Annotated in this window: 18 protein-coding genes; 6 read left to right on the plus strand and 12 right to left on the minus strand. The window is 71.7% G+C overall.

Annotation, left to right across the window (positions count from 1 at the left end; genetic code table 11):
- Positions 1–35 precede the first annotated feature (35 nt).
- From C9992_RS14665 to C9992_RS14680, 4 genes are all read left to right on the plus strand, one after another.
- Positions 36–1,793 (plus strand): IlvD/Edd family dehydratase, encoded by a 1,758-nt coding sequence (locus tag C9992_RS14665; RefSeq protein ID WP_235008251.1) that lies wholly within the window; start codon positions 36–38, stop codon positions 1,791–1,793.
- A gap of 39 nt (positions 1,794–1,832) precedes the next feature.
- On the plus strand, positions 1,833–2,840 hold the full coding sequence (locus C9992_RS14670; RefSeq protein WP_106816371.1) for a zinc-dependent alcohol dehydrogenase: 1,008 nt from the start codon (positions 1,833–1,835) through the stop codon (positions 2,838–2,840).
- Between the two features lie 78 nt (positions 2,841–2,918).
- A complete protein-coding gene (locus C9992_RS14675; RefSeq protein WP_106816372.1) occupies positions 2,919–4,538 on the plus strand; it encodes a glycosyltransferase family 39 protein in 1,620 nt (539 codons plus the stop codon).
- A gap of 70 nt (positions 4,539–4,608) precedes the next feature.
- Positions 4,609–5,628: a zinc-dependent alcohol dehydrogenase family protein gene (locus tag C9992_RS14680; RefSeq protein WP_106816373.1), complete on the plus strand. Its 1,020-nt coding sequence runs from the start codon at positions 4,609–4,611 to the stop codon at positions 5,626–5,628.
- A 38-nt stretch (positions 5,629–5,666) separates the two neighbouring features.
- Here C9992_RS14680 and C9992_RS14685 read toward each other — a convergent pair whose 3' ends face one another.
- Genes C9992_RS14685 through C9992_RS18115 form a run of 3 tightly spaced genes read right to left on the minus strand, consistent with a single transcriptional unit; the run spans position 5,667 to position 7,110 of the window.
- Positions 5,667–6,461 (minus strand): sugar phosphate isomerase/epimerase family protein, encoded by a 795-nt coding sequence (locus C9992_RS14685; RefSeq protein WP_106816374.1) that lies wholly within the window; start codon positions 6,459–6,461, stop codon positions 5,667–5,669.
- Positions 6,458–6,796 carry a Gfo/Idh/MocA family oxidoreductase gene (locus C9992_RS14690; protein WP_327317760.1) on the minus strand — a complete coding sequence of 113 codons (339 nt, stop codon included), beginning with the start codon at positions 6,794–6,796 and terminating at the stop codon, positions 6,458–6,460. Before C9992_RS14690 ends, C9992_RS14685 begins: the two co-directional genes overlap by 4 nt.
- Positions 6,685–7,110, minus strand: a complete 426-nt coding sequence (locus C9992_RS18115; RefSeq protein ID WP_160150900.1) for a hypothetical protein — start codon at positions 7,108–7,110, stop codon at positions 6,685–6,687. The genes C9992_RS14690 and C9992_RS18115 overlap by 112 nt, the downstream gene beginning before the upstream one ends.
- Positions 7,111–7,227: 117 nt before the next feature.
- Between C9992_RS18115 and C9992_RS14695 the strand changes: the two genes are divergently transcribed.
- Together C9992_RS14695 and C9992_RS14700 are read left to right on the plus strand one after the other, a co-directional pair.
- Positions 7,228–8,235: a Gfo/Idh/MocA family protein gene (locus C9992_RS14695; protein ID WP_106816451.1), complete on the plus strand. Its 1,008-nt coding sequence runs from the start codon at positions 7,228–7,230 to the stop codon at positions 8,233–8,235.
- A complete protein-coding gene (locus tag C9992_RS14700; protein ID WP_106816376.1) occupies positions 8,232–9,272 on the plus strand; it encodes a Gfo/Idh/MocA family protein in 1,041 nt (346 codons plus the stop codon). The genes C9992_RS14695 and C9992_RS14700 overlap by 4 nt, the downstream gene beginning before the upstream one ends.
- 9 nt (positions 9,273–9,281) lie before the next feature.
- On the opposite strand, the gene C9992_RS14705 is transcribed toward C9992_RS14700, so the two are convergent.
- The 9 genes from C9992_RS14705 to C9992_RS14745 all read right to left on the minus strand — a co-directional run bounded on the left by C9992_RS14705 (position 9,282) and on the right by C9992_RS14745 (position 21,889).
- Complete coding sequence (locus tag C9992_RS14705) at positions 9,282–9,998, minus strand: alpha/beta fold hydrolase (RefSeq protein ID WP_106816377.1); 717 nt, start codon at positions 9,996–9,998, stop codon at positions 9,282–9,284.
- Between the two features lie 113 nt (positions 9,999–10,111).
- Positions 10,112–11,971 carry a hypothetical protein gene (locus C9992_RS14710; protein ID WP_235008252.1) on the minus strand — a complete coding sequence of 620 codons (1,860 nt, stop codon included), beginning with the start codon at positions 11,969–11,971 and terminating at the stop codon, positions 10,112–10,114.
- Positions 11,968–14,688, minus strand: a complete 2,721-nt coding sequence (locus C9992_RS14715; RefSeq protein ID WP_106816379.1) for an alpha-mannosidase — start codon at positions 14,686–14,688, stop codon at positions 11,968–11,970. The genes C9992_RS14710 and C9992_RS14715 overlap by 4 nt, the downstream gene beginning before the upstream one ends.
- Positions 14,685–15,263: a D-sedoheptulose-7-phosphate isomerase gene (locus C9992_RS14720; protein ID WP_106816380.1), complete on the minus strand. Its 579-nt coding sequence runs from the start codon at positions 15,261–15,263 to the stop codon at positions 14,685–14,687. Before C9992_RS14720 ends, C9992_RS14715 begins: the two co-directional genes overlap by 4 nt.
- Complete coding sequence (locus tag C9992_RS14725; protein WP_106816381.1) at positions 15,256–16,239, minus strand: ROK family protein; 984 nt, start codon at positions 16,237–16,239, stop codon at positions 15,256–15,258. The genes C9992_RS14720 and C9992_RS14725 overlap by 8 nt, the downstream gene beginning before the upstream one ends.
- Before the next feature lie 97 nt (positions 16,240–16,336).
- On the minus strand, positions 16,337–17,242 hold the full coding sequence (locus C9992_RS14730; protein ID WP_106816382.1) for an aminoglycoside phosphotransferase family protein: 906 nt from the start codon (positions 17,240–17,242) through the stop codon (positions 16,337–16,339).
- Positions 17,239–18,264 carry a LacI family DNA-binding transcriptional regulator gene (locus tag C9992_RS14735; protein ID WP_106816383.1) on the minus strand — a complete coding sequence of 342 codons (1,026 nt, stop codon included), beginning with the start codon at positions 18,262–18,264 and terminating at the stop codon, positions 17,239–17,241. The genes C9992_RS14730 and C9992_RS14735 overlap by 4 nt, the downstream gene beginning before the upstream one ends.
- On the minus strand, positions 18,261–20,108 hold the full coding sequence (locus C9992_RS14740; protein ID WP_106816384.1) for an MBL fold metallo-hydrolase: 1,848 nt from the start codon (positions 20,106–20,108) through the stop codon (positions 18,261–18,263). The genes C9992_RS14735 and C9992_RS14740 overlap by 4 nt, the downstream gene beginning before the upstream one ends.
- Entirely contained in the window at positions 20,105–21,889 is a 1,785-nt protein-coding gene (locus C9992_RS14745) for an alpha-amylase family protein (protein ID WP_106816385.1), read from the minus strand. The genes C9992_RS14740 and C9992_RS14745 overlap by 4 nt, the downstream gene beginning before the upstream one ends.

The raw sequence follows: 21,889 nt of genomic DNA on the forward strand, positions 1-21,889 counted from the left end.
GGCTGACGGGCGGTCGTCGGGTCGGGCAGGATGGCGTGAGGGTCGACGCGGATGAGACGGACCCGAGGGTGAGGTCGACGGTGACGCTGCGCAGTTCCCAGTGGTACTCCGGTGATGATCGCAACGCGTACATCCACCGTGCGTGGATGCGGCGCGGGGTGCCGGATTCGGCGTTCGAGGGGCGGCCGCAGATCGCGATCGCGAACACCGCGTCGGACCTGACGCCGTGCAATGCGCACCTGTCCGAGGTGGCGCAGTCGGTGAAGAACGGCGTGTACGAGGCGGGCGGCATCCCGCTGGAGCTGCCGGTGGTGTCGCTGGGCGAGACGAACGTGCGGCCGACGGCGATGCTGTGGCGGAACATGGCGGCGATGGCGACGGAGGAGATGCTGCGCGCCAACCCGATCGACGGCGTGGTGCTGCTCGGCGGCTGCGACAAGACGATCCCCGCGCTCTTGATGGCCGCGGCGTCGGTGGACCTGCCGGCGGTCGTGGTTCCGGGCGGGCCGATGCTGACGGGGCACTTCCGGGGTGAGGCGCTGGGGTGCGGAACCGACGTGTGGCGGCTGTCGGAGGAGGTGCGAGCCGGCACGCTGAGCGAGGCCATGTTCGTGAAGTCCGAGTCTTCGATGATCCGCTCGCCCGGCCATTGCAACACGATGGGCACCGCCTCGACGATGGCGCTGGTCGCCGAGGCGCTGGGCCTGGTGGTGCCTGGTGTGGCGGGAACACCGGCGCCGGATGCGCGGCTGCGGGAGGCCGCGCATCTGACCGGGGCCCTGACGGTGGGACTGGTCGCGGAGGACCGGCGGCCGTCGACGTTCCTGACGAAGGGCAGCTTCCGCAACGCCATCGTTGCGCTGGCGGCGATCGGCGGGTCGACGAACGCCGTCGTGCACCTGCTCGCCATCGCCGGGCGCCTGGGCATCGACCTGACGATCGACGACTTCGACCGGATCGGCGCGGACGTGCCGCTGCTGGTCAACCTGCAGCCGGCGGGCCGGTACCTCATGGACGATCTGTTCCGGGCCGGCGGGTTCCTGGCGGTGATGAGGGAGGTGCGCGACCTCCTGGACCCCGACGCGCTGACGATCACCGGTCGGCCCTTCGTGGACTATCTCGACGACGCGAAGATCTGGGATGCCGACGTCATCACCTCCCGCGACAGCCCGCTGCAGCCGCATGCCGGGATCAGCGTGCTGCGCGGGTCGCTCGCGCCCGGCGGCGCCCTCATCAAGCCCGCCGCCGCTTCGCCGCACCTGCTCAGGCACCGGGGGCGGGCCGTCGTGTTCGACTCGATCGAGGACTTCCACGCCCGCCTCGACGATCCCGACCTCGATATCGATGAGGACAGCGTGATGGTGCTGCGCGGGTGCGGCCCCAAGGGCTACCCCGGCATGCCCGAGGTCTCGAACATGCCGCTTCCCGCCAAGCTGCTGGCCAAGGGCGTGCGCGACATGGTGCGCATCTGCGACGGACGGATGTCGGGCACCGCGTACGGCACGGTGGTGCTGCACGTGACCCCCGAAGCCGCCGCGGGCGGGCCGCTCGCGCTCGTGCGCACCGGTGACTGGATCACCCTCGACGTGCGAGGCCGCCGCCTCGACCTCGACGTGCCCGCCGACGAGCTGGCACGGAGGATGCCGAACCAGGCCGCCGTCGACGGCTACGCGAATCCCCGCCGCGGGTGGGAACGGCTCTACGTCGATCACGTCCTCCAGGCCGACCAGGGCGCCGACCTCGACTTCCTCGTCGGATCCTCCGGATCGGAGGTCTCCCGTGAATCCCACTGACGCTCTGCGTGGCCTCCCGGCCCTCCCGTGGCACGCCCGATGAAGGCGCTGGTCATCACCGCGCCGCATCGGGCCGAGGTCGCCGAGGTGCCCGAGCCGGAGCCCGTGCCGGGGGAGGTGGTCGTCGACGTGCACCGGGCGGGTATCTGCGGCACGGACGTCGAGTTCTACACGGGCGAGATGGCGTACCTGCATTCCGGGCACGCCGCGTTCCCGATGCGGATCGGCCACGAATGGATGGGCACCGTCTCCGCCGTCGGGGCGGGAGTCGACGACGCCTGGGTCGGCCGGCGGGTGACCGGTGACACGATGCTCGGCTGCGGTTCCTGCCGACGCTGCCGGCGGGGACGGCAGCACGTGTGCGAGCGGCGGGTGGAGCTCGGCATCCGCGGCGGCAGGCCCGGCGCGCTCGCCGAGAAGCTCGCGACGCCCGTCGGATCGCTGCATCCCCTTCCCGACGCGGTGGACGATGTGCAGGGCGCGATGGTGGAGCCGGGCGGCAACGCGTTCCGGGCGGTGCGGGCAGCCGCACTCGCACCCGCAGACCGGTGCCTCATCCTCGGACCCGGCACCATCGGGCTGCTCTGCGCGATGTTCGCGCGTGCCGCGGGCGCCGAGGTGCACCTGCTCGCCCGCGACGACGGCTCGATCGTCTTCGCCCGGTCGCTGGGCTTCGACAGCGTCTGGACCGCGGGGCGGCTGCCCGAGCTGCCGTGGGACGCTGTCATCGATGCCTCGAACGATGCCCGTCTCCCCGCCCGCGCGCTCGAGCTGGTCGAACCGGGCGGACGCGTGGTCTACATCGGCCTGGCCGGGAGCCCGAGTCTCCTCGACACGCGCGACCTGGCGCTCAAGGACGTCACGGCGATCGGCGTCCTGAGCGCCTCGCCCGGCCTCTCCGGCACGATCGACGCGTATGCCGCGGGTGTGGTCGACCCGCGGCCGCTCATCGCTGCCACGGTGGCCCTGGACGAGCTGCCGGCCATCCTCGCCGGCAGGCGTCCGGACGGTGCCGGCCCGGGGCCCAAGCTCCACGTCGCGATCTGACGGTGCCGCCCACCCCCGGGTGAGCGGCGCGACCGGGTCTCTCGGCCCGTTCACAGAGGCGACGGCCACCCTGGGAGCATGGGCGTCTCGGCGGAGAGGTTCGAAGAGGGATCGGTCACTCGCACGGGGATGCCGGTACGGGAACGGATGCCGGCGGTCACGGCGCAGCGTCGCAGCGGCGCCGCCGGATCGCACGAGGCGCCCGGCAGCCGATTCCTCCGCCTGGGACCGGCCGCAGGCCTCGTGGGCGTCTTCGCCGCGGCCGTCAGCATGCTCGGGTCGTGGATCCCGTCGCTGTGGGGGGATGAAGCGGCGAGCGTGCTGTCCGCCGTGCGGCCGGGCGGCACCCTGCTCACCATGCTGACGCACATCGACGCCGTTCACGGCGCCTACTACCTCGGACTGCATGCCTGGGTGCAGGTGTTCGGTGCCAGCCCGTTCTCGGTCCGGTTCCCGTCGGCCCTCGCGGTCGGCGTCTGCGCCGCCGCCGTCACGTGGCTGTGCGGACGGTTCGGGACCGTGGGGTTCGGCATCCTCGCGGGTGCCCTCACCGCCGTGCTCCCTCGTCTCACCTACGCCGGAGAGGAGGCCCGCAGCTACGCATTCTCGGCCGCGCTGGCGGCAGTGCTGTGGGTCATCGTGGTGGAGATGCTCCGCCGCGGCGCTCCGTCGAAGTGGGGTTGGGCTCTCTACGGGGCGGTCCTGACCGTCGGGATCTACGTCTTCCTCTACCTCGCGCTCCTGACCCTCGCCGTCGGTGTGGTGCTCGTCCTCGACGCGCGTCGACGGCGGCACCTGTGGCATTGGGTCATCGCCTCCGCGGCCGCGGCCGTCGCCGCGAGCCCGGTGGTCGTGCTGGCCGTGAGCCAGCGTCAGCAGATCGCCTTCCTCGCCCACCGTGACGTCCTCAGACCCGACATGGTGCTCGTCAAGATGTGGTTCACCGCATGGCCCTTCGCCGTCATCGCGTGGACCCTCATCGCGGTGGCCGTGATCGCCTGGGTTCGCGACCGGCTGCGACGCCGCCGTGCCGGCGAACCGAGGGAGCTCGACCTCGAGACGCTCGCGCTGGCGTGGCTCGGCGTCCCCACCGGGATCCTGCTGGCCGCGAGTCCTTTCGTCGCCGGGTACACGCCCCGGTACGGCACGTTCGCCGCGCCGGCGGCGGCGATCCTCGTGGCGCTGGGCGTGCGGCGCCTCGCCGGCATCCGGGTGGCGCGGATGCCGCAGCAGACCGTCGCCGCCATCGCACTCACGGCGGTGGTGATCTCGGTGATGCCGGTGTGGGCCGCCCAGCGCACGCCGTGGGCGAAGAACCGGTCGGACTGGAACGACATCGCCGCGACGATCCAGCAGGAGGCGCGCGCGGGCGACGCGATCGTCTTCGACGACTCCGTGCGTCCCTCACGGCGCCCCCGACTGGCACTGGACACCGACCCCGCGGCGTTCGCGGGCCTGGACGACGTCACGCTGGAGACCTCGTACGCCGACAGCACCAGCTGGCACTCCAGCGTGTATTCGGTGCCGGAGGCGGCGGCGCGCGGGCGCTTCGTGGGTGTCGACCGCGTGTGGCTCGTCGAATACGCCCGCGACGGCGCCGTCGACTCCGGGGCCGTGGAGGATCTGGCGGCGCTCGGCTACCGGCAGGCCGAGCGCATCCGGCTCCACAGCAGCGTGCTCCTGCTGTTCACCCGCTGACGCCTGATCTGCGCCAGGCTGGTCAGGCACCGGATGTCGTGCCGAAGAGCTCAGAGCAAGGAGAACCCACATGCGTGCAGTGGTCATGTACGGGCCCGGTGACGTCCGGGTCGAGGAACGCGACGACCCGTCGATCATCGAGCCGACCGACGCCGTCATCCGCCTCGCCGCGACGTGCATCTGCGGTTCCGACTTGTGGCCCTACCGGGGCGAGGACGCGGTGGACCACACGCCGATGGGCCACGAGTATGCGGGCGTGGTCACCGAGGTCGGCGCCGACGTGAGGAACGTGAAGGTCGGCGACTTCGTCGTGGGCTCGTTCTTCGCGTCGGACAACACGTGCGAGATCTGCCGGGCCGGGTACCAGTCGCGATGCATCCACGCCGTCCCGATGGGTCGGATCGGCACGCAGGCGGAGTACGCCCGCGTGCCGCTGGCCGACGGCACTCTGGTGGCGACTCCGGGCACACCGGATCCGGAGCTGATCCCGTCGCTCCTGGCCGCCTCGGATGTGCTCGGCACCGGCTGGTTCGCGGCGGTCGCCGCAGAGGCGGGGCCGGGCAAGACCGTCGCGGTCGTCGGCGACGGGGCCGTGGGACTGCTCGGCATCCTCGCGGCGAAGCAGTTGGGCGCCGAACCCATCATCGCCATGAGCCGTCACGCCGACAGGCAGGCGCTCGCGAGGGAGTTCGGCGCCACCGACATCGTCGAGGAACGTGGCGACGCGGGAGCGTCGAAGATCAAGGAACTCACCGGGGGTTACGGTGCGCACAGCGTGATCGAGGCGGTGGGCACCCAGGAGTCGATGATGCAGGCGATCCGGGCCACGCGCGCCGGCGGGCACGTCGGCTACGTCGGGGTCGCGCACGACGTGTCGCTCGACGGGCGCAAGCTGTTCTACTCCGGAGTGCACCTGCACGGCGGCCCTGCTCCGGTGCGCCGGTTCCTGCCGGAGCTCATCCAGCTCATCTGGGACCGCCGGATCGATCCCGGCAGGGTCTTCGATCTCGCCCTGCCCCTCGATGACGCGGCGGAGGGCTATCGCGCGATGGACGAGCGGCGGGCTACGAAGGTGCTGCTCACGCTGTGAGCCGGTCGCGGTCGTGGCCCGGTCCGCATGGCGCCGGATCAGGCGAGGGGCGCCTGTCGACGGAGCCAGCCCGCTGACGCGCGGACGGCCTCCTGCATGGAGACGCCCGGGGTCAGGGGCTCAGGGTGCCACAGCTCCAGCGTGAGCCAGCCGTCGTAATCGCCGAGGGCGTCCAGGAACGCGGCGACGTCGAGCTCTCCCTCCGGGAGTGTCTCGGTGGGCAGGACCCCCTCCTGGTTCCGCAGGTGCACGGCCAGCACTCTTGGTGCGTAGTCGCGCGCCCACGCGATGGGATCATGCCCGGCCACCAGGGCCCACGCCGTGTCGATGCAGAGTCCGACACCGGCGTCGGCGTGCTCGACCACCGACGACAGGTCGGCGGTGGCGTCGGCGTGGACGGCGGCGTGGTTGTGCAGCGCGATCCGCAGGCCGAGCGGAGCGACGAGGTCGGCGATGCGGCTCAGGTTCTCGCCCTGCCGCCGCACCTCGGCAGCGGACTTCCTCGCCGAAGCACCACCACCCGGTGCATCGGAGTTGAGCACCAGCACCTCTCCGCCGGCATCGGCGAGCCGTCGGGCGACCGGCATCACCCGCTCGTGGACGCCGAGGTCGGCGAAGGGCGGGGTCAACGGCATCCCGATGTACGAGGCCGAGACGCGCAGACCCAGCCTGTCGAGGATCTCGCGCTTGGCCGGGGTCGGATCGGTCTCGACGGCGTCGACTCCGGATGCCGCGCATGCGGCATACAGCGACCCCCAGTCCCACTCCACGCCCTCCCTCGCGAACCGCTCCATCCAGCCGTACAGGGCCGTCGCGACGCCCGCGGCCCTCACGCGCCGACCTCCACCGTCTGCGGCGTGCCGGTGCGGGCCGCCTGGTAGATCGCCTGCAGCACGAGGAACTCGGCCACCGCACGACGCCCCGTCGTCGCGGCGGAGGCCCGGCCGCGGACCGCGTCGACGAACGCGAGCAGCGGACGCTCCATGATGGAGATCTCCGAACGCGGCGGTGGCGCCACCTCGCGCTCCACCGCCTGCCCATCCTCGTCGCTGCGGATCACCACGGGCCGGTGGGAGTCGAACGGGGTCCAGTGCACGGAGCCGTGCGTGCCCCAGATCTCGGCGTGCGCCGTCTCGGTCGCGTGCGTGCCCGTCGCGCGACCGAACACGACGGGAAGGACCGCGCCGTCCCGACGTGTGAACCGCAGGCGGCGCCCGCGTCCGTCTCCACGTCGAAGGGCACGCCCGCCGGGTCGGCCGCGGTGACGGCGCGCCCCACCCAGGCGTCGCGCACCTCCACGCGCACGGGATCGAGCAGATCGAACAGCGTGGACATGTCGTAGGGGCCCCAATCCATCACGACACCCGCCAGCACGGTCGGCGCCGGGTCGGCGACGTGCAGCTCGACGTCTTCGCCGAGCCGGCCCGCGGCAGCGGCATGCGTGCGCCCGATGACCCCTGCGCCGATGAGATAGAGCCTCATCATCCCTCCGATCCGGTCGGATCCGCCGTCGTCGGCGATGACGTCGAGCCTATCTGGTAACGTTGCCACACGCCGACCGGCATCGACCGGACCCGAGGACACAGAGGAGTGGACGACGTGACTGAGAACGTCATCGGCGTAGGGATCGCAGGTTTCTGGCACGTGCACGCGGGGGATTACGCGCGGGACGCGACCGACCATCCCGGCACCAGGGTGGTCGCGGGATGGGATGCCGACGCCGCACTCGCCGGCGCAGGCGCGACGGACCTCGGCATCGAGGCGACCGGCTCGCTCGACGAGCTGGTCTCCCGTCCGGACGTGGACGCGATCACCGTCACCACGGCCACGGCCGACCACACCGAGGTGATCTCGCGGGCGATCGCCGCGGGAAAGCACGTGTTCACGGAGAAGCTGCTGGCTCCCACCGTCGAGGAGTGCGAGGCGCTCGTCGCGCAGGCGCGCCAGGCCGGCGTCGCGCTCGTGGTCTCGCTGCCGCGGCTGGCCGATCCCGAAGTGGTCGCGGCATCCGCCCTCGTCGACTCCGGAGCGCTCGGCACCGTGACCTACGCGCGCGTGCGGATGGCGCACGACGGCTGGCTCGGCGGCTGGCTGCCCGAGCGCTTCGCCGATCCCGTCGCGGCGATCGGCGGGGCTTTCACGGACCTGGGGTGCCATCCGGCCTATCTCGTCCAGCGATTCCTCGGCGCCCGCCCGGACCGCGTCTCGGCTGAGTACGGGCACGTCACCGCGCATGCCGTGGAAGACAACGCGGTCGTCGTCGCGCGCTACGCCGATGGGGCGCTGGGAGTGGCCGAGGCGAGCTTCGTCACCACGCCCGGGGCGTTCGCGTTCGAGGTGCGCGGCACCGAGGCGTCACTGCTGTTCGGCTTCGGCCGGGAGGAGCTGATCGCCAAGGGCGGCCGCTTCGGCGACCAGTGGACGCCCGTCCCCTCGGCAGAACGCGTCGCGCGACCGTTCGAGCTGTGGGTCGACGCCATCCGGGGGCGCGCGGACCCCTCAGACAACCAGCGGGCGGCGATCGAACTGACACGGTTCGTCGTCGCGGCCAACGCCGCGGCTGCAACGGGCTCCGCGGTGCGATTCGGAACGGAAGGACTGCGATGACCGCGGGGAACCAGGGCAAGGTACGCATCGGACTCATCGGCGCGGGCGGGATCGCCGGGGCTCACGTGGCGGGCTACCGCCGCAACCCCGACATCGTCGAGTTCGCCGCGATCGCCGACCCGGTGCGGGAGAGCGCCGAGAAGCGGCGCGGTGACGACGAGAACGTGCGTCTGTACGCCGACTACCGCGAGATGATCGCGGCGGGCGGTCTCGACGCCGTCGACATCTGTCTGCCGCACCACCTGCACGCCGAGGCGATCATCGCCGCCGCGGACGCCGGACTCCACGTCCTGTGCGAGAAGCCGCTGTGCCTGACCCTCGACGAGGCTGACGCGATCTCGGCGGCCGCCGAGCGCAACGGCGTGACCATCATGTGCGCGCACAACCAGCTGTTCCAGCCCGCCGTCGCCGCCGCCAAGGCCCTGGTCGACAGCGGCGCCCTGGGACGCGTCTACGAGGTGCGCACCACCGACAGCTTCTTCAACGACTTCACCCTCGAGAACATGGGGTGGCGGGCGCAGGCAGCGACGTCGGGCGGTGGCGAGCTGATCGACACCGGCTACCACCCGCTGTACCTGCTGCAGCACTTCGCCGGCGGAAGCCCCAGCGAGGTGGCGGCGATGCTCTCGCGTCACCGGCTCGAGTTCATGGAGGGGGAGGACTCGGCACAGGTCCTCGTGCGCTACGACAACGGCGTGGTGGGCCACGTGACGACGAGCTGGGCGTACGAGCCGGCGGTCGGCACCGAGAAGTTCTCTCTGGTCGCCGAGAAGGGCTCGCTGAGCTCGGACGGCACGACGCTGCACGTGCGGCTGCGCGGCGAGGAGCCGCAGACCCAGTCCTTCGAGCCGGTCCACGAGTTCGCGGCCGAGGTCGCCCACTTCGCCGAGTGCGTTCTCGAGGGCTTGCGGCCGATCCAGACGCACATCGAGGGCATCGAGGTGCTCGGCGTCATCCTCGCCGCCTACGAGTCGGGGCTGACCGGCTCGATCGCCGCCGTCCGCACGACCGCGGCAGCACCCGCGCCCGTCGGCTGACGCCGGGGGTCACATCGGTGCGGGCTCCGCGCCCACCATCGGCGTGCCGTTGACCGGCAGTGCGTCCAGCACGATGCGGGTGAGGTCCGCGGGGCGCTCCATCTGCGGCCACCGGCCGCACGGCAGGTCGACGAGCGTCACGTGGTGCAGGTGCGGCAGCTCGCGCGCCGGATCGATGTCGGCGGCCGCCCAGCGACGCACGTCCTCGGTGGTGAACTCCGTCGCGACGATGGTGACCGGCACCGCGAAACGGCGCGGGTCGGTCAGGCGCTGCACCTGGTCCAGCACGTGCGAGGAGTTCTCCGTCATCCGTCGGTGCAGCGACGCCAGCGTCTGGTCGACGGCCCGGTAGCCCGCGGTGTGCGTCGTCGTGCCGCGGGCATCCACCGCGAACCCGCTCAGCACGTGCGTCCCGTCGGCGCTGGGCAGGCCCCCGATGTGAACCGCGTGCGCGACCCGGTCGGGCCGCCGGTTGACGGCCGCGTGCACGAGCCCGCAGGACTCCGCGTGGCCCACCAGCACGACGGGGCCGTGGCACCGGTCGATCGCCGAGACGATCTCGGCGACGTGATCGGCCATCATGCTGCCGCGCCGGTCGGCGGAGCGCGAGTCGAGCCCTCGCAGGGTCAGCGCGTGGGGTGTGTGCCCTGCGGTCTCGAGCCGCTCGGCGACGTCCTGCCAGGAGGAGGCGTCCAGCCACAGTCCCGGGACCAGAATGACGTCCACGCACACCTCCGCATCATGCCGACACGCTATGGTGCCCCCGCGCGGTGGCCGGGCCGAGGGGCTTGATTCCCCGGCGGCGCTGTGCAAGCGCTTCTCGCGCTCCGCCCCTGCGGTCAGGCGGCGTCGGCGGCCAGCGCGTCCTCGCAGCCGAGCAGGAGGACGCCGGCGCTCCAGGCGTGCGAGAGCGTCAGCAGCATCCCCTTCGGCTGGAAGCACTCGGTCTGGTAGTACCGCTCGGTGACCATGCCCCGATACGCGTTGAAGTCGCCGTCGAAGCGGGCCACGAACTGCCGGAAGCATGCGAGCGTCTCGAGGGCGCGCTCCCGGTAGTGAATGTCGCCGGTCGCGGCGGACAGCTCCAGCAGCTCCCGCGTGCAGACGAGGCCGTAGGCGTGCAGGTGCTGATTGGATGCCGAGGCCTGATCGGCACCCCGCGTGCCGAAGTCGAAGACCCCGAGCATGGTGCTGGGGGCGAAGTCGACGTCGTAGGTGTAGCGGAACGTCAGCGCGAAGTCGGCGGACCGACGCGCGAGATCGATCCACTCGGGGTCGCCGGTCGCGCGGTGAAGCGCCATGTAGGCCATCACGGCGACGTAGCCGTCCTCACTGGTGACCGCCAGGTCGACGTCCTCCGGGGCGCCGTGCAGGTACTCGTCGAGCACGAAGCGCGCGTAGTACCGGCCGGCGCGCTGCGCGGCATCCAGGTACCGCTCGTCCCACGCGGCCGCCTCCACCAGAGCGCCGACCCACGCCAGGCCCGCCGACCCCTGCCACGAGAGCACCTCGCCGGTCTCGGCGTGGTGGATGCTGCCCAGGTTGCCGTCGGGGCGCTGGCGCTCGACGACGACGTCGAGGTTCGACCGCGCGACCTGCCGCCACGCAGGGGAATCCGCGACATCCGCCGCGCGCACCAGGAACTGCGTCGCCTCGCCGAGCGTGCGGCTGTGCAGCCCCCGGCGGTGCGTCGTCCAGCTCTGGGTCCAGCCGCGGTCGCGGTACCAGACGCCCCACAGCGTGCCGCTGGGGGAGAGTTCCGCGGTGCAGAAGTCGATCACCGACACGGCGGCCGCGCGCAGGTGCGCGTCGCCGACGCGCTCGGCATGCCGCAGCATCGCGTACGCCCAGGGGATTCCCGAGACCCACCCGACGTGCATGGCCTGACGATCGACCGGCTTGCCGTCTCCTCCGGAGACCTCCCGGTCGAAGCCGACCGTCTCCAGCAGGACCCCGGGGTCGGGATCGTAGTGCCAACGCAGGAGACCCTCTGCACTCAGCTCCGCCGCGGTCCCGACATCGATCCAGGGGCGCAGCGGTGCGGAGGGGGCGGATGCCGCGTGCAGCCGTCGCAGCACGCGCGCGTAGTCGTGACGGTCGGCGCTGAGGGCGTGGACGCGCACGGTCAGCTGCACCTCTGCGCCAGGCTCGAACCGGTGCCGCTGGACCTCAGCCGGTCGCGGTGTGCCGTCGCCGTAGTAGGTCACCGGGAACTCCCTCGCCGGGAAGGTGGCCGCGAGCTCGGCCGCCCCGTCCCGTGCGGCGAAGCCGATCCCGGTCAGCCCCAAGGTCGTCGCGGGATCGACCGAGAGGGCGACACCGGAGACGCCGGGCGCCGGCCACGCGAAGACCACGGGGGTCGCCGCGCGGTCCGACCGGAAGTGCCACTCGTCGCTGACGAACGCCGCGTGCTGTACGGGCGAGCGCGCCCCGGCCTCGAAACGCGGGTACAGCCGGTCATTCGCCGCCGGGCGGTTCTCGCCGTAGAACAGTCCGGGGATGAGCCACCACGGGTCGTCGGCGTCCTCCATGCGCACGGTGACCCGCACGGCCGCGTCGACGGGCTCGTGACCGGCGAAGCGGACGGTGACGAGATGCCGGTCGCCGTCGCGCCGGACGTCGATGACGAAGTCCGCCGGGTCGGCGTCGAGCACGGTCACGGCCGGAGCGGGCACCGTGCCCGACGCGGTGGAGGTCACGTCGGCTGCTCGCCGAGCGGCCACTCGAGCAGGTCGACCTCGACGATCTCGGCGGCCGGGTCCAGCGGCACGCGGAACGTGCGCACCTGGTGCGGCCGGAACTCCCCCTCGATCGTGCGACCGACCAGGGGCAGGTCGATGCGGGCGGACGCCGCCTCGCCGCGCGTCTCGACGGCGCGGACGATCAGGTCCGCCGGAGCGACGTCGGGGGTGTCCTCGCTGCCCTTGACGGCGGTCACCATCACTGCGCCGGCGCCGTCGTCGGCGAAGCCGTCGAGCGGCGGCAGGTCGCCGTCGTGGAACGACTCCAGCTGTGCGCGCACGGGAGACCCGAGCACCGCCGCACGGCGGATCGGCTGCGCCGCGCGCCAGTCGCCGGCGTGGGGAATGAGCTCGAGGCTGAAGCGCTGCACGCCCTGGTCCTGGAAGGCGTACACGCCGTCCGGGTCGAGCAGGCGGGGGTCGTGCCACGAGTACACGGGGCTGCGGACAGCCGTGATGCCGATGCTCGAGGTCTCCAGGCCCGCAGAGCCCGCCGGCGAAACATCCCAGCCGTGCTTGGCGGTGGCCACCACGGTCAGTCCCGCCCGCGCGCCGCCGACCGTGCCGGTGAGGTCGACCCACGACTGTGCAGGCTCCTCCGCACCGTCCACCGGACGCTGGATGGTGCCGTAGGGGATCTCGTAGGTGGCGGCAGGGTCCTCCAGGCCCACGGGGAACCGGAGTTTCAGCAGGTGCGCCTTCTCACGCCAGTCGATCGTGACGTCCACGCGCACGGCGCGCGCGTCATGGGCGAGCAGGTACTCCTCGACCAGCGTGCTGGCTCCCCACGACTTCTCGACGCGCACCCGCGAGCGCAGCGGGCCGGTCTCGCGCACGACGATGCGATCCAGGGTCATGGCATCCCCCGGCCACGCGTACGAGATGACGCGGTGGCCCCACGTGTCGGTGGGGTCGTCGCACACGGCCGTGCGCGGCTGGCCGCGGGTGCCCGAGAGCGGGTCGAGGCCCGTCGTCTTGTCGCGCAGCGACACCACGTCGCCGGTCTCGGGGTCCAACTCCACGCGAACGTGGGCGTTCTCGATCACCGTGCCGTCCTCAGAGACCGTGAGACCGGTCTCGGCCGGCAGTGCCGGACCGGGCAGCATGCGGTACAGCGCGTACCCGAGGGCGGGGACGTCCGCGCGGAAGGTCACGGCGCCGCGCGACATGTCGCCGGTCGTCGCCGTGGACTGCGTCGCCTGCGAGAGGACCGGGGAGCCCTCGTGGTCGACGATCCGCACCCCCCGGGGCTGCGCGCCGTACTGCATGTCGACGTCGACCGACACCGGCCAGGGGTGCGGATTGAAGACGACGACCGGCTGGGTCGCGGCATCCATCGGGATGTCGATGCGGCGGGCGATGCGGTTGTGGGCGCGCGTGATGATCCGCTTGGAGATCGCCACCGCCTCGCCCAGCTGGTCGCGCGCGTCGTCGTACGACGGCTCGATCGCGGAACCCGGGAGGATGTCGTGGAACTGGTTGAAGAGGATCTGCTTCCACGCCCGCTCGAGGTCCTCGCGCGGGTACTCGGCTCCTGTGAGCGCGGTGTCGATCGCGCCCCACCGCTCCGCCGACAGCACGGCCCACTGGGCGCGGCGCTGCCACGCCTTGATGCCGGAGTGCGACGAGTAGCATCCGGGGGCGTGATGCTGCAGGTCGTCGCGACGCACGGTGAGTCCGTCGAGGAAGCCCTCGCCGCGCGCCATCATCTCGTCGAAGTACGCGCGCGGTGACGACATCGTCATCCTCCCGAAGCTTCCCATGCGGTCGTAGCGGTGAATCGACTCGATGTTGGCCTTCGTCGGTCCGCCGCCGTGGTTGCCGACCCCATAGAACACCATCATCTCGCCGAGCGATCGGTCGAGCTGGGCCAGGGACTTCTCGGTCTGCCCCGACACGTCGCCGGGCGGGCTGCAGTACTCGAACGGGATGCGGTAGGCCAGCACGCGCGAGCCGTCGGCGGACTCCCAGTGGAAGAGCGTGTCGTCCAGGTCGCCCTCGTGGGGGCCCGGCCGCAGGAAGCAGTACGAGTCCATCCGCTGACCGCGGAGGATCTGGGGCAGTGACGCGCTGTGTCCGAACGGGTCCACATTCATGCCGACGGTCGAGATCGTCCCGAACCGGGACTGCAGGTAGCGCTGACCGTAGAGCCCCTGACGGGCGAACGACTCGCCCATCGGCATGTTGCAGTCGGGCTCCACCCACCAGCCGCCGACGTTCACCCAGCGACCCTCCGCCACCCGCTCCTGGATGCGGGCGAAGAGATCGGGGTCCTGCTCCTCGACCCACGACAGCAGCACGATCTGGTCGCACGTGAAGACGAAGTCGGGGTACTCGTCCATGCGGTCCAACGCGCTCGCGAAGGTGGCGCGGGCCTCCTGGTAGCCCTCCTGCCACGGCCACAGCCACACCGGGTCGAGGTGCGCGTTGCCGATCATGTGCAGCGTGCGGTCGGGCGTCGCGGCCGGGCGGGGAGCCGGCGCCATCCCGCGTGGCTGCTCCCCCGAAGGAGCGTTGGCGACCGGCGCCTTGCGGTCCTGCTCGGTGATGTCGGGGTGATCGGGAGCGACGTCGTGTCGTCGGCCGACGTCGGGTGCCTGGGCGAGGTCGGCTGCCTCGGTATCGACGTGCTCGGCGACGCCGGCACGTTCGCTGGGGGTCGTCGCGTCGGTCATGCCGGCTCCTCCCCTGCCGCCCAGGCATCCAGGATCTCCGACAGCGCGTGCAGGAGGAAGGTGTGCAGCTCCTGGATCCGCGGGGTCTCGGAGGAGGGCACGATGAAGGCATGATCGGCGAGGGGGAGCGAGGGTCCGCCGTCGCCGCCGACGAACAGCAGTGTGGTTGCGCCGTTGGCCCGTGCCGCGGTGAGCGCATTGACGATGTTGGCCGAGCGGCCGCTCGTCGTGAAGGCGGCGACGACGTCGGCGGGCCGCGCCAGCGCCTGCACCTGACGCGAGAAGATGTCTTCGAACGCGTAGTCGTTCGCGATGCACGTGGAGACCGTCGCATCCGTGGTGAGCGTCACCGCGGGAAGGGGCCGGCGGTCGCGCTTGTAGTGGCCGATGACCTCGCCGGTGAAGTGCTGCGCATCGGCGGCGCTGCCGCCGTTGCCGAGCGTGTAGAGCGTGCCGCCGCGCTCGAAGGCGTCGATCAGGACCGCGCCGACGGCGCGCACCTGATCGAGCAGCGGCTTCGCCTCCTGGGCGGTGCGGATGTGAGCGTCGAGCTGTGCGTGCAGCCAGTCAGACACGTGCGGGTCCCTTGAGATCGAGGTTGACGGTGAGATCGAGGGCGAGCGCGCCGGCGCCCACCACGCAGACTTCGTCGCCGAGTCCGGCGAGGGTGACGGTCGCGCGTGCGGCGGCGGGGGGCATGGCGGAACGGCGCACGATATCGCGCACCGGCTCGAGCAGCAGCGCGCCGGAGCGGGTCACCCCTCCGCCGAGGACGACGACGTGCGGCTCGAAGACGTTCACCAGATCGGTCACCGCCTGGCCGAGCAGCGCCATCGTGTCGTCCCACAGCTCGCGGGCAAGGGTGTCGCCGGCGGCCGCGGCCGCCGAGACGTGCTCGGCGCGCACCAGCGGGAGGTCACGCAGCGACGACGGCCGGTCGTCCTCGGCCAGCAGCTCGTTCGCCCGTACGGCGATGTTCGTCCCGGACGCGTAGGCCTCGAGGCATCCGTGCCGTCCGCACTCGCACCGCCGGCCGCCGGGCCGCACCATCACGTGACCGAACTCGCCGCCGTTGCCCGCAGCGCCCCGATGGAGGCGCCCGTCGATGATGGAGCCGCCCCCGACGCCCGTCGAGAGTGTGAGGTACAGCGCGATGTCGGCGCCGCGGGCCGCGCCGAAACGGTGCTCACCGAGCACCGCCGCCGTCGCGTCGTTCTCGAGCACGGCCGGAACGCCGAACGCCTCGGAGGCCATCGCCACGATCGGAACATCGATCCAGCCGGGCAGGTGCAGAGGACCGGTGAGGACGCCGGTCTCGGCGTCGAGCGGACCGCCGCAGCTGATGCCCACAGCTGCCGGGGCTCCGACGCCGGCGGCAGCGCTGCTGCGGTGCCCCATGTCGAACAGGTGCGCGATGACCGCGTCGGGCCCGCGGTGCTTGTCGGTCGGCTCGACGATCAGACCGTGCGTCCTGCCGTCGGGCGTCACCATCGCGACGGCGAGCTTCGTGCCGCCGATGTCGAGCGCGAGCACGGGCTGCTGCGTTGCCATTGGTTCCTCCGAGCTGCGCGACGACGGAATCGCGCACGATGTGACATCGTTCCCACATACTAGCAAAAGCTCAGCAGGTGACAACGACGAGATCGTGTCAGGCCTCGGCGAACAACCGGTCCAGCACGTGCCGGGCGAACGCGGCCTGGCCCGGCGGCTTGTTCGTGATCATGATGAGGCCCTTCCACAGAGCCCACCCGCGGCCGCGGGCCCAGGTCCCCTCGTCCACGTCGTAGTCGGTGCGGTACTGCTCGCGTGCTGCCGGCTGCGTCGAGGTCCAGCGGAACACCGTGTCGCAGGCGGGATCGCCGGCGCCGGAGCAGCCGAAGTCGATGACCGCGCGCAGTTCGCCGTCTTCGACCAGCAGGTTGTTCAGCGACACGTCGCCGTGGAACCACACCGGCTGTCCGGTGGAGGGCGCCGCGAGCGCATCACGCCAGATGCCGGAGGCGAGGTCGCGTTCCCGGCCGTGCACGCGGTGGAGGATGACGCTCATCTCGTCGTCCCAGTGCTCCAGCGGTCCGCCGCGGAAGGCGCTGTGCTGACCCGGGGCCGGGGCATCCGTCGCGTCCACCGCCCGCAGCCGGACGAGGAAGGCCGCGAGGTCCGATGCGAACCGTGCCCAGTCGGCGACCTCGGTGACCGAGGCCGGCCGGCCGGGCATCCAGCGGTACACCGACCAGGGGGCGGGGAACAGCTCGCTCGGCTCGCCGACCCCCTCGACAGCCGGGATCGGCAGCGGAAGCTCGGGTGCCAGACGCGGCAGCCACTCCTGCTCCTTGCGAACCTGCGGGACGTAGCCCGGTGCGCTGGGCAGCCGCACGCTCAGGGCGTCGCCGAGCCGGAAGATGCGGTGGTCGTTGCCGCCGTCGCGCACACGGCGCACTGGCAGATCACCCCACTGGGGGAACTGCGCGGCAACCAGGGCGCGGGCGAGGTCTTCGTCGATCCGGGCCGCGTCGACGAGCGGAGAGGCGTCGGGGCCCCCGTCGCGTGCCGTCATCGCCGAGGCGGCGCGATCGACCCGCGATCGACGAAGCGGGTCGGCATCACGATCGTGCGCACCGGCGAGTCGGGCGTGTCGATGCGTTCCAGAAGGGCGCGCATGGCCGTCGCGCCGAGAGCGCCGGCATCCTGCGATCGCGTCGAGACGCCGGGCTCCACCATGCTCATCCACGGCGCATCGTCGAAGCCCACCAGGCTCACATCCGAGGGGATGTCGAGGCCGAGCGCGACGGCGGCGCGCCAGCTGCCCTCGGTGAGGACGTTGTTCGCGGCGAACACCGCCGTGGGGCGATCCGGCCGCGACAGGATGCGCTCGGCGGCAGCCCTGGCTTCGTCGGCATCCCACCCCGCCTGCACGATGAGGGTCTCGTCCACGCGCACCTTCCGAGCCGCGAGGGCGTCGAGGTACCCCCGCTGGCGTTCGTCGCCGGTGGTCCACTCCGTCTCGTCGATCAGCAGCGCGATGCGCTCGTGCCCGGCCTTCAGCAGCCGCGAGGTCGTGTCGCGTGCAGCGGCGCGGTTGTCGACGACGACCGCGTCGGTCCCCTCCGCGTCGAAGCGGCGGTCGACCTCGATCAGCGGCACCCCGATGCGGCTCAGGAAGCCGCTCAGCTCCTTCGACACCGGTGTCGCGATCACCCCCGAGACCCGTGAGGCGACGAGCGCCTCGGCGGCCTCGAGCTCGTCGGAGCCGTCGCCACGGAGGTCGACGAGCACCAGCGTGCGTCCGTGCGCCCGCGCCTCCTCTCCGATGCCCGAGGCGAGCTCCGCGTAGAAGACGTTGCGCAGGTCCGATACGAGCACACCGACCGATCGGCTCGTGCGCTGCTTGAGGCTGCGCGCCGTGACGTCCACGACGTAACCGAGTTCCTTCGCGACGGCGCGCACGCGCTCGCGCACCTCGGGCGCGGCGTACCCGTTCCCCGACAGCGCACGGGACGCCGTGGACCGGGAGACGCCGGCCGCGTCGGCCACCTCACGGATGGTCGGGCGCGCGAAAGGGGCGCGCCGGTCGTTCACGATGCCGCCTCCGCGACGTCGAGAAGGGCTTCGGCGTGCTGGCCGAGCATCAGGTCGCCGATGGCGACGTCGATGGCTATTCGCTGCCGGCGCCCGGAGGACGCGGGGGTCACGGTCATCTGCACAGAGGACTCCTCGCCGGGTTCGAGGTCGATCTCGAACTCTTGTCCGGACGAGCGCCAGCCTACCGGCAGCACGGGCCTGATCCGGGCGCGTGCACGCTCGGGGAGCGGATTGCGCACCCGTACGGTGTAATCCGCCGACACACCGGCAACCGCGCGGCGACGGTAGGGCAGCAGTCGCGCCGTCTGTCCGTCCAGGCCGATGGACAGCTCGTCCAGCGGCAGCAGGCGCTCGTGCAGCTCGTCGACGAACCGCCCGGACTCGGCGAGGTAGTCGAGGTACTGGTCGTCGACCCAGCGCGGGTCCCAGTGGCCGCTGGCCATCAGCCCCGGAGCGATGCGGCGGTACAGTGCCGCGCTCTTGACGTAGTCACCCAGGCGGAACAGGTTCCGGTACTGGTAGTTCATGATGTCGCGCCGGCCGTCGCGGCCGCCGAGACCCTCCTGCTGGTCGCCGGTGAAGACGACGGTCACCCCGTCGACCTGCATCTCGTACGCCACCGCGTACAGGGTGTGACCGGGCTGCTCGTGCGCCGTGATCGTGTACTCGTTCCACGAGAACGCCTCTCCGAGCGGAAGCACACGGTCGGCGACGATCGGGTCGTACCACTGGCAGGGCAGGTCCTCGAGCCACGGATCGGCCATCGTCGGGGCCACGTTCTCGGGGATCCACAGCTCGGTGCCCTCGACGTCGCGCAGCAGCGGCAGCCCCGCGATGTGGTCGTCGTGGTAATGGGTGGGCAGTGCGACGCTGATGCGCGTCACGCCGTACAGCTCGCGCAGGGCGGGGAGGGACGCCAGCCACGGCCGTCGCGCCGCGCGCTCCTGCCCGAGCACCAGGCCCGTCGTCATGTCGTACCCGTAGTCGACGATGAGGGCCTCGCGGGTCTCGGAGAGCACCACGTACGAGCACGACATCGACGTGCGATTCAGCAGCAGATGCGGCGTGAGCGCCACGAAGGGGTCCTCGAGCCGGGCGCGCAGATCCCAGGGGTACGAGCGGCGGGAGTCGACGTACTGCTGCATGGTCTGCGCGAGCAGCTCCAGTGCGTGGTCGGGGTCGCGCATGAGCTCGCCATGCGAAGGGGCGATCACCGACAGGTGATAGCGGTGCAGCAGCAGCGCGCTGAGCACCGTCATCGCCGGGCCCTCGTTCTGCGTGTACGACCACTGCGTGGCCGCCAGCGACCAGACCTTGCCGGGTGCGTAGAGCAGGTCGCCGGTGAACGCCAGTCGCTCGTCGTCGCGGTCCAGCAGGTACGTCACCGATCCGATCGTGTGCCCCGGCGTCGGCAGCACGAACAGGCTGACCCCGGATGCCTCCACCTGCCGGTACTCGGGCACCGTGGCATGCACCGGCACCGACTCCAGCAGCGAGAACCGGTCCTGTCGCAGGTTGTAGTCGTTGTCGAGCTGGCGGGCCTCCCACATCTCCTCGACGCGGTCGAACAGCTCACGTTCGACCGGCGGCACGTGGATGCGCGCGCCGTGGGCGACGGCGAGCGGGAGCCCCTGTCCCTGGTCGCGGTGGTGGTGCGTCATGAAGACGTCGGTGATGCGACGGATGCCGAGCTCGGCGAGCTCCCCGAGTGCCAGCCCCGAGCCGAAGTCGATGGCGATCGCGTCGCGCTCGCCATCGGGGGCGTCGGGATCCACGATCAGATAGACGTGGCAGGTGTCGGCGATGCGCCAGACACCTCGCGCGACCGCCGTCGCCCTCATCTCAGTCTCTTCCGGTACTCGTCCCACGTGCGACCGATGAGCGAGAGGTGCTCGAGATCGATCGGCTCATCCTCGCGCACCTGCTCGAGATAGTACAGCGCCGGAACCCCGAGGCCCGCCTGGGTCTGCGCATAGTCGAGCCACTCCTCGCGGTTGGGCATCGGCCATTGATCCGTGTCGACGGGGTAGCCCGGCATCACCGCGGCGACGATCTCGTAGCGCGCTCGCAGCTGCGCGGCCACCGACACGGGGCGGCCGCTCACGTCGTGTTCGAGCACGTCGTTGGTGCGGATCATGTCGGTGACGCCGCCGAACGACGGATGAACGGTGTGGGTGATGACGAGCGCATCGGGCTTGATGCGCTTGGCCGCCGAGTGGATGCGGGCGACCAGGCGATGAAGCGCCGCGACGCCCCACACGCCGTCGCTGTCGGCGCCGGACCGGAGCATCGTCCCGCTGGGCGCGCGCTGGGTGAAGTCGACTTTGAAGCCGTCGGCATCGAGGCCCTCGGCCGAAAGCAGCCGCTCGACGATGGCGTCCAACCGGGCCAGATACGCCGGGCTCCCCGGGTCGGCCGCGATGGGCCGGCCCACGGCATCCGTCACGCACTCCTCGGGGGGCAGGCCTGCCGGGTCCCAGGCCTTGAACCAGAGCAGCACCTTGCGCCCCTCGGCGTGCCGGGCGTCGATCCACCCGCGCAGGTCGGGCCATGCCTCGGTGTCGGGTTCGGCGGTGGCGTAGTGGGCCTGCCACCGGTCGTCGATGACGACGGTGCCGGGATCGAGGGATGCCGCGGCGAGGGTGTGCAGGAAATCGTCGTAGATCTCCTGACGGCACAGGTCGGGTGCCCACCCGTTCTTGCCGGTGCGTGCGACCTGCGCGCCCCACCCGCAGAAGATCGGCTCGAGCCACCAGGGCTCGACAGCGGGGGCCAGCGCGGGCGCGTGGCCGGCGAGGACGAGGTCGTCACGGTAATCGTGGAGGGCCTGCGCGGGAGACTCGACGGGCTGGATGACCACCGTGGGGGAGCGCCAGAGTCCGTCGACCGCGGTGTGTCCCTCGTAGGCGAGACGCAGGAGTCCCCCGCCGTCGACCGGGTCGAACCGCATGGTGGTGAAGCCCAGCTCCTCCACCGGCGCCCGCAGCCACATCGCCAGCCAGGGCCCGGGTCCGGGCGAGAACGGGTCGGTCGCCGGGTCGCGGCCGAACGCCAGAGCGAGCGGGGGCGGCGAGAAGACGCCGTTGAGGCGGCCGGGGTCGGCGTCGCCGACGACTCCGAGCGACGCGGCAGACCACACCGGCCGCACGAACGCCACCGGCTCGGTCGGGCTCGGCACATACAGCGACTGCGCCTCGAAGCCGGAGCGGAACGTGCCGCTGGCGCCGGTGGGCAGGATGCCGTCGCCCCCGAGGATCGTGACGTCGGTGAGGGCGCCGCCGCCCCGCGCCTCGAGCGTGACCTCCACCGCGTCGGGCGTGCAGCGCAGCTCGAGCACGCGGTCGTCCCACGCGCTGGAGCGCGAGCGGACCGTCACCACGAGGGCGTCGGCCTCGGTGCGCACCTGGGGCGGCTCGAGACCCATGCTCTCGTCGCGCGCCGCACGCGAATGCACGCTGGAGAGCGCACAGATGCGCATCCACCGAGCGCCTTCGGCGTCGGTCAATTCGAAGTAGGGAGAGGTCACCAGGTCGCGGGAGCCGGTTCGCCATGACAGCGAGTACCGCGCGGCCTGGATCGTCTGATGATCGGAGTCACTCGTCAGCGAGGGAGTGGAGCCCAT

Origin of the sequence: Microbacterium timonense (assembly GCF_900292075.1) — a bacterium.
In the GTDB taxonomy this organism is placed as follows: Bacteria; Actinomycetota; Actinomycetes; order Actinomycetales; family Microbacteriaceae; genus Microbacterium; species Microbacterium timonense.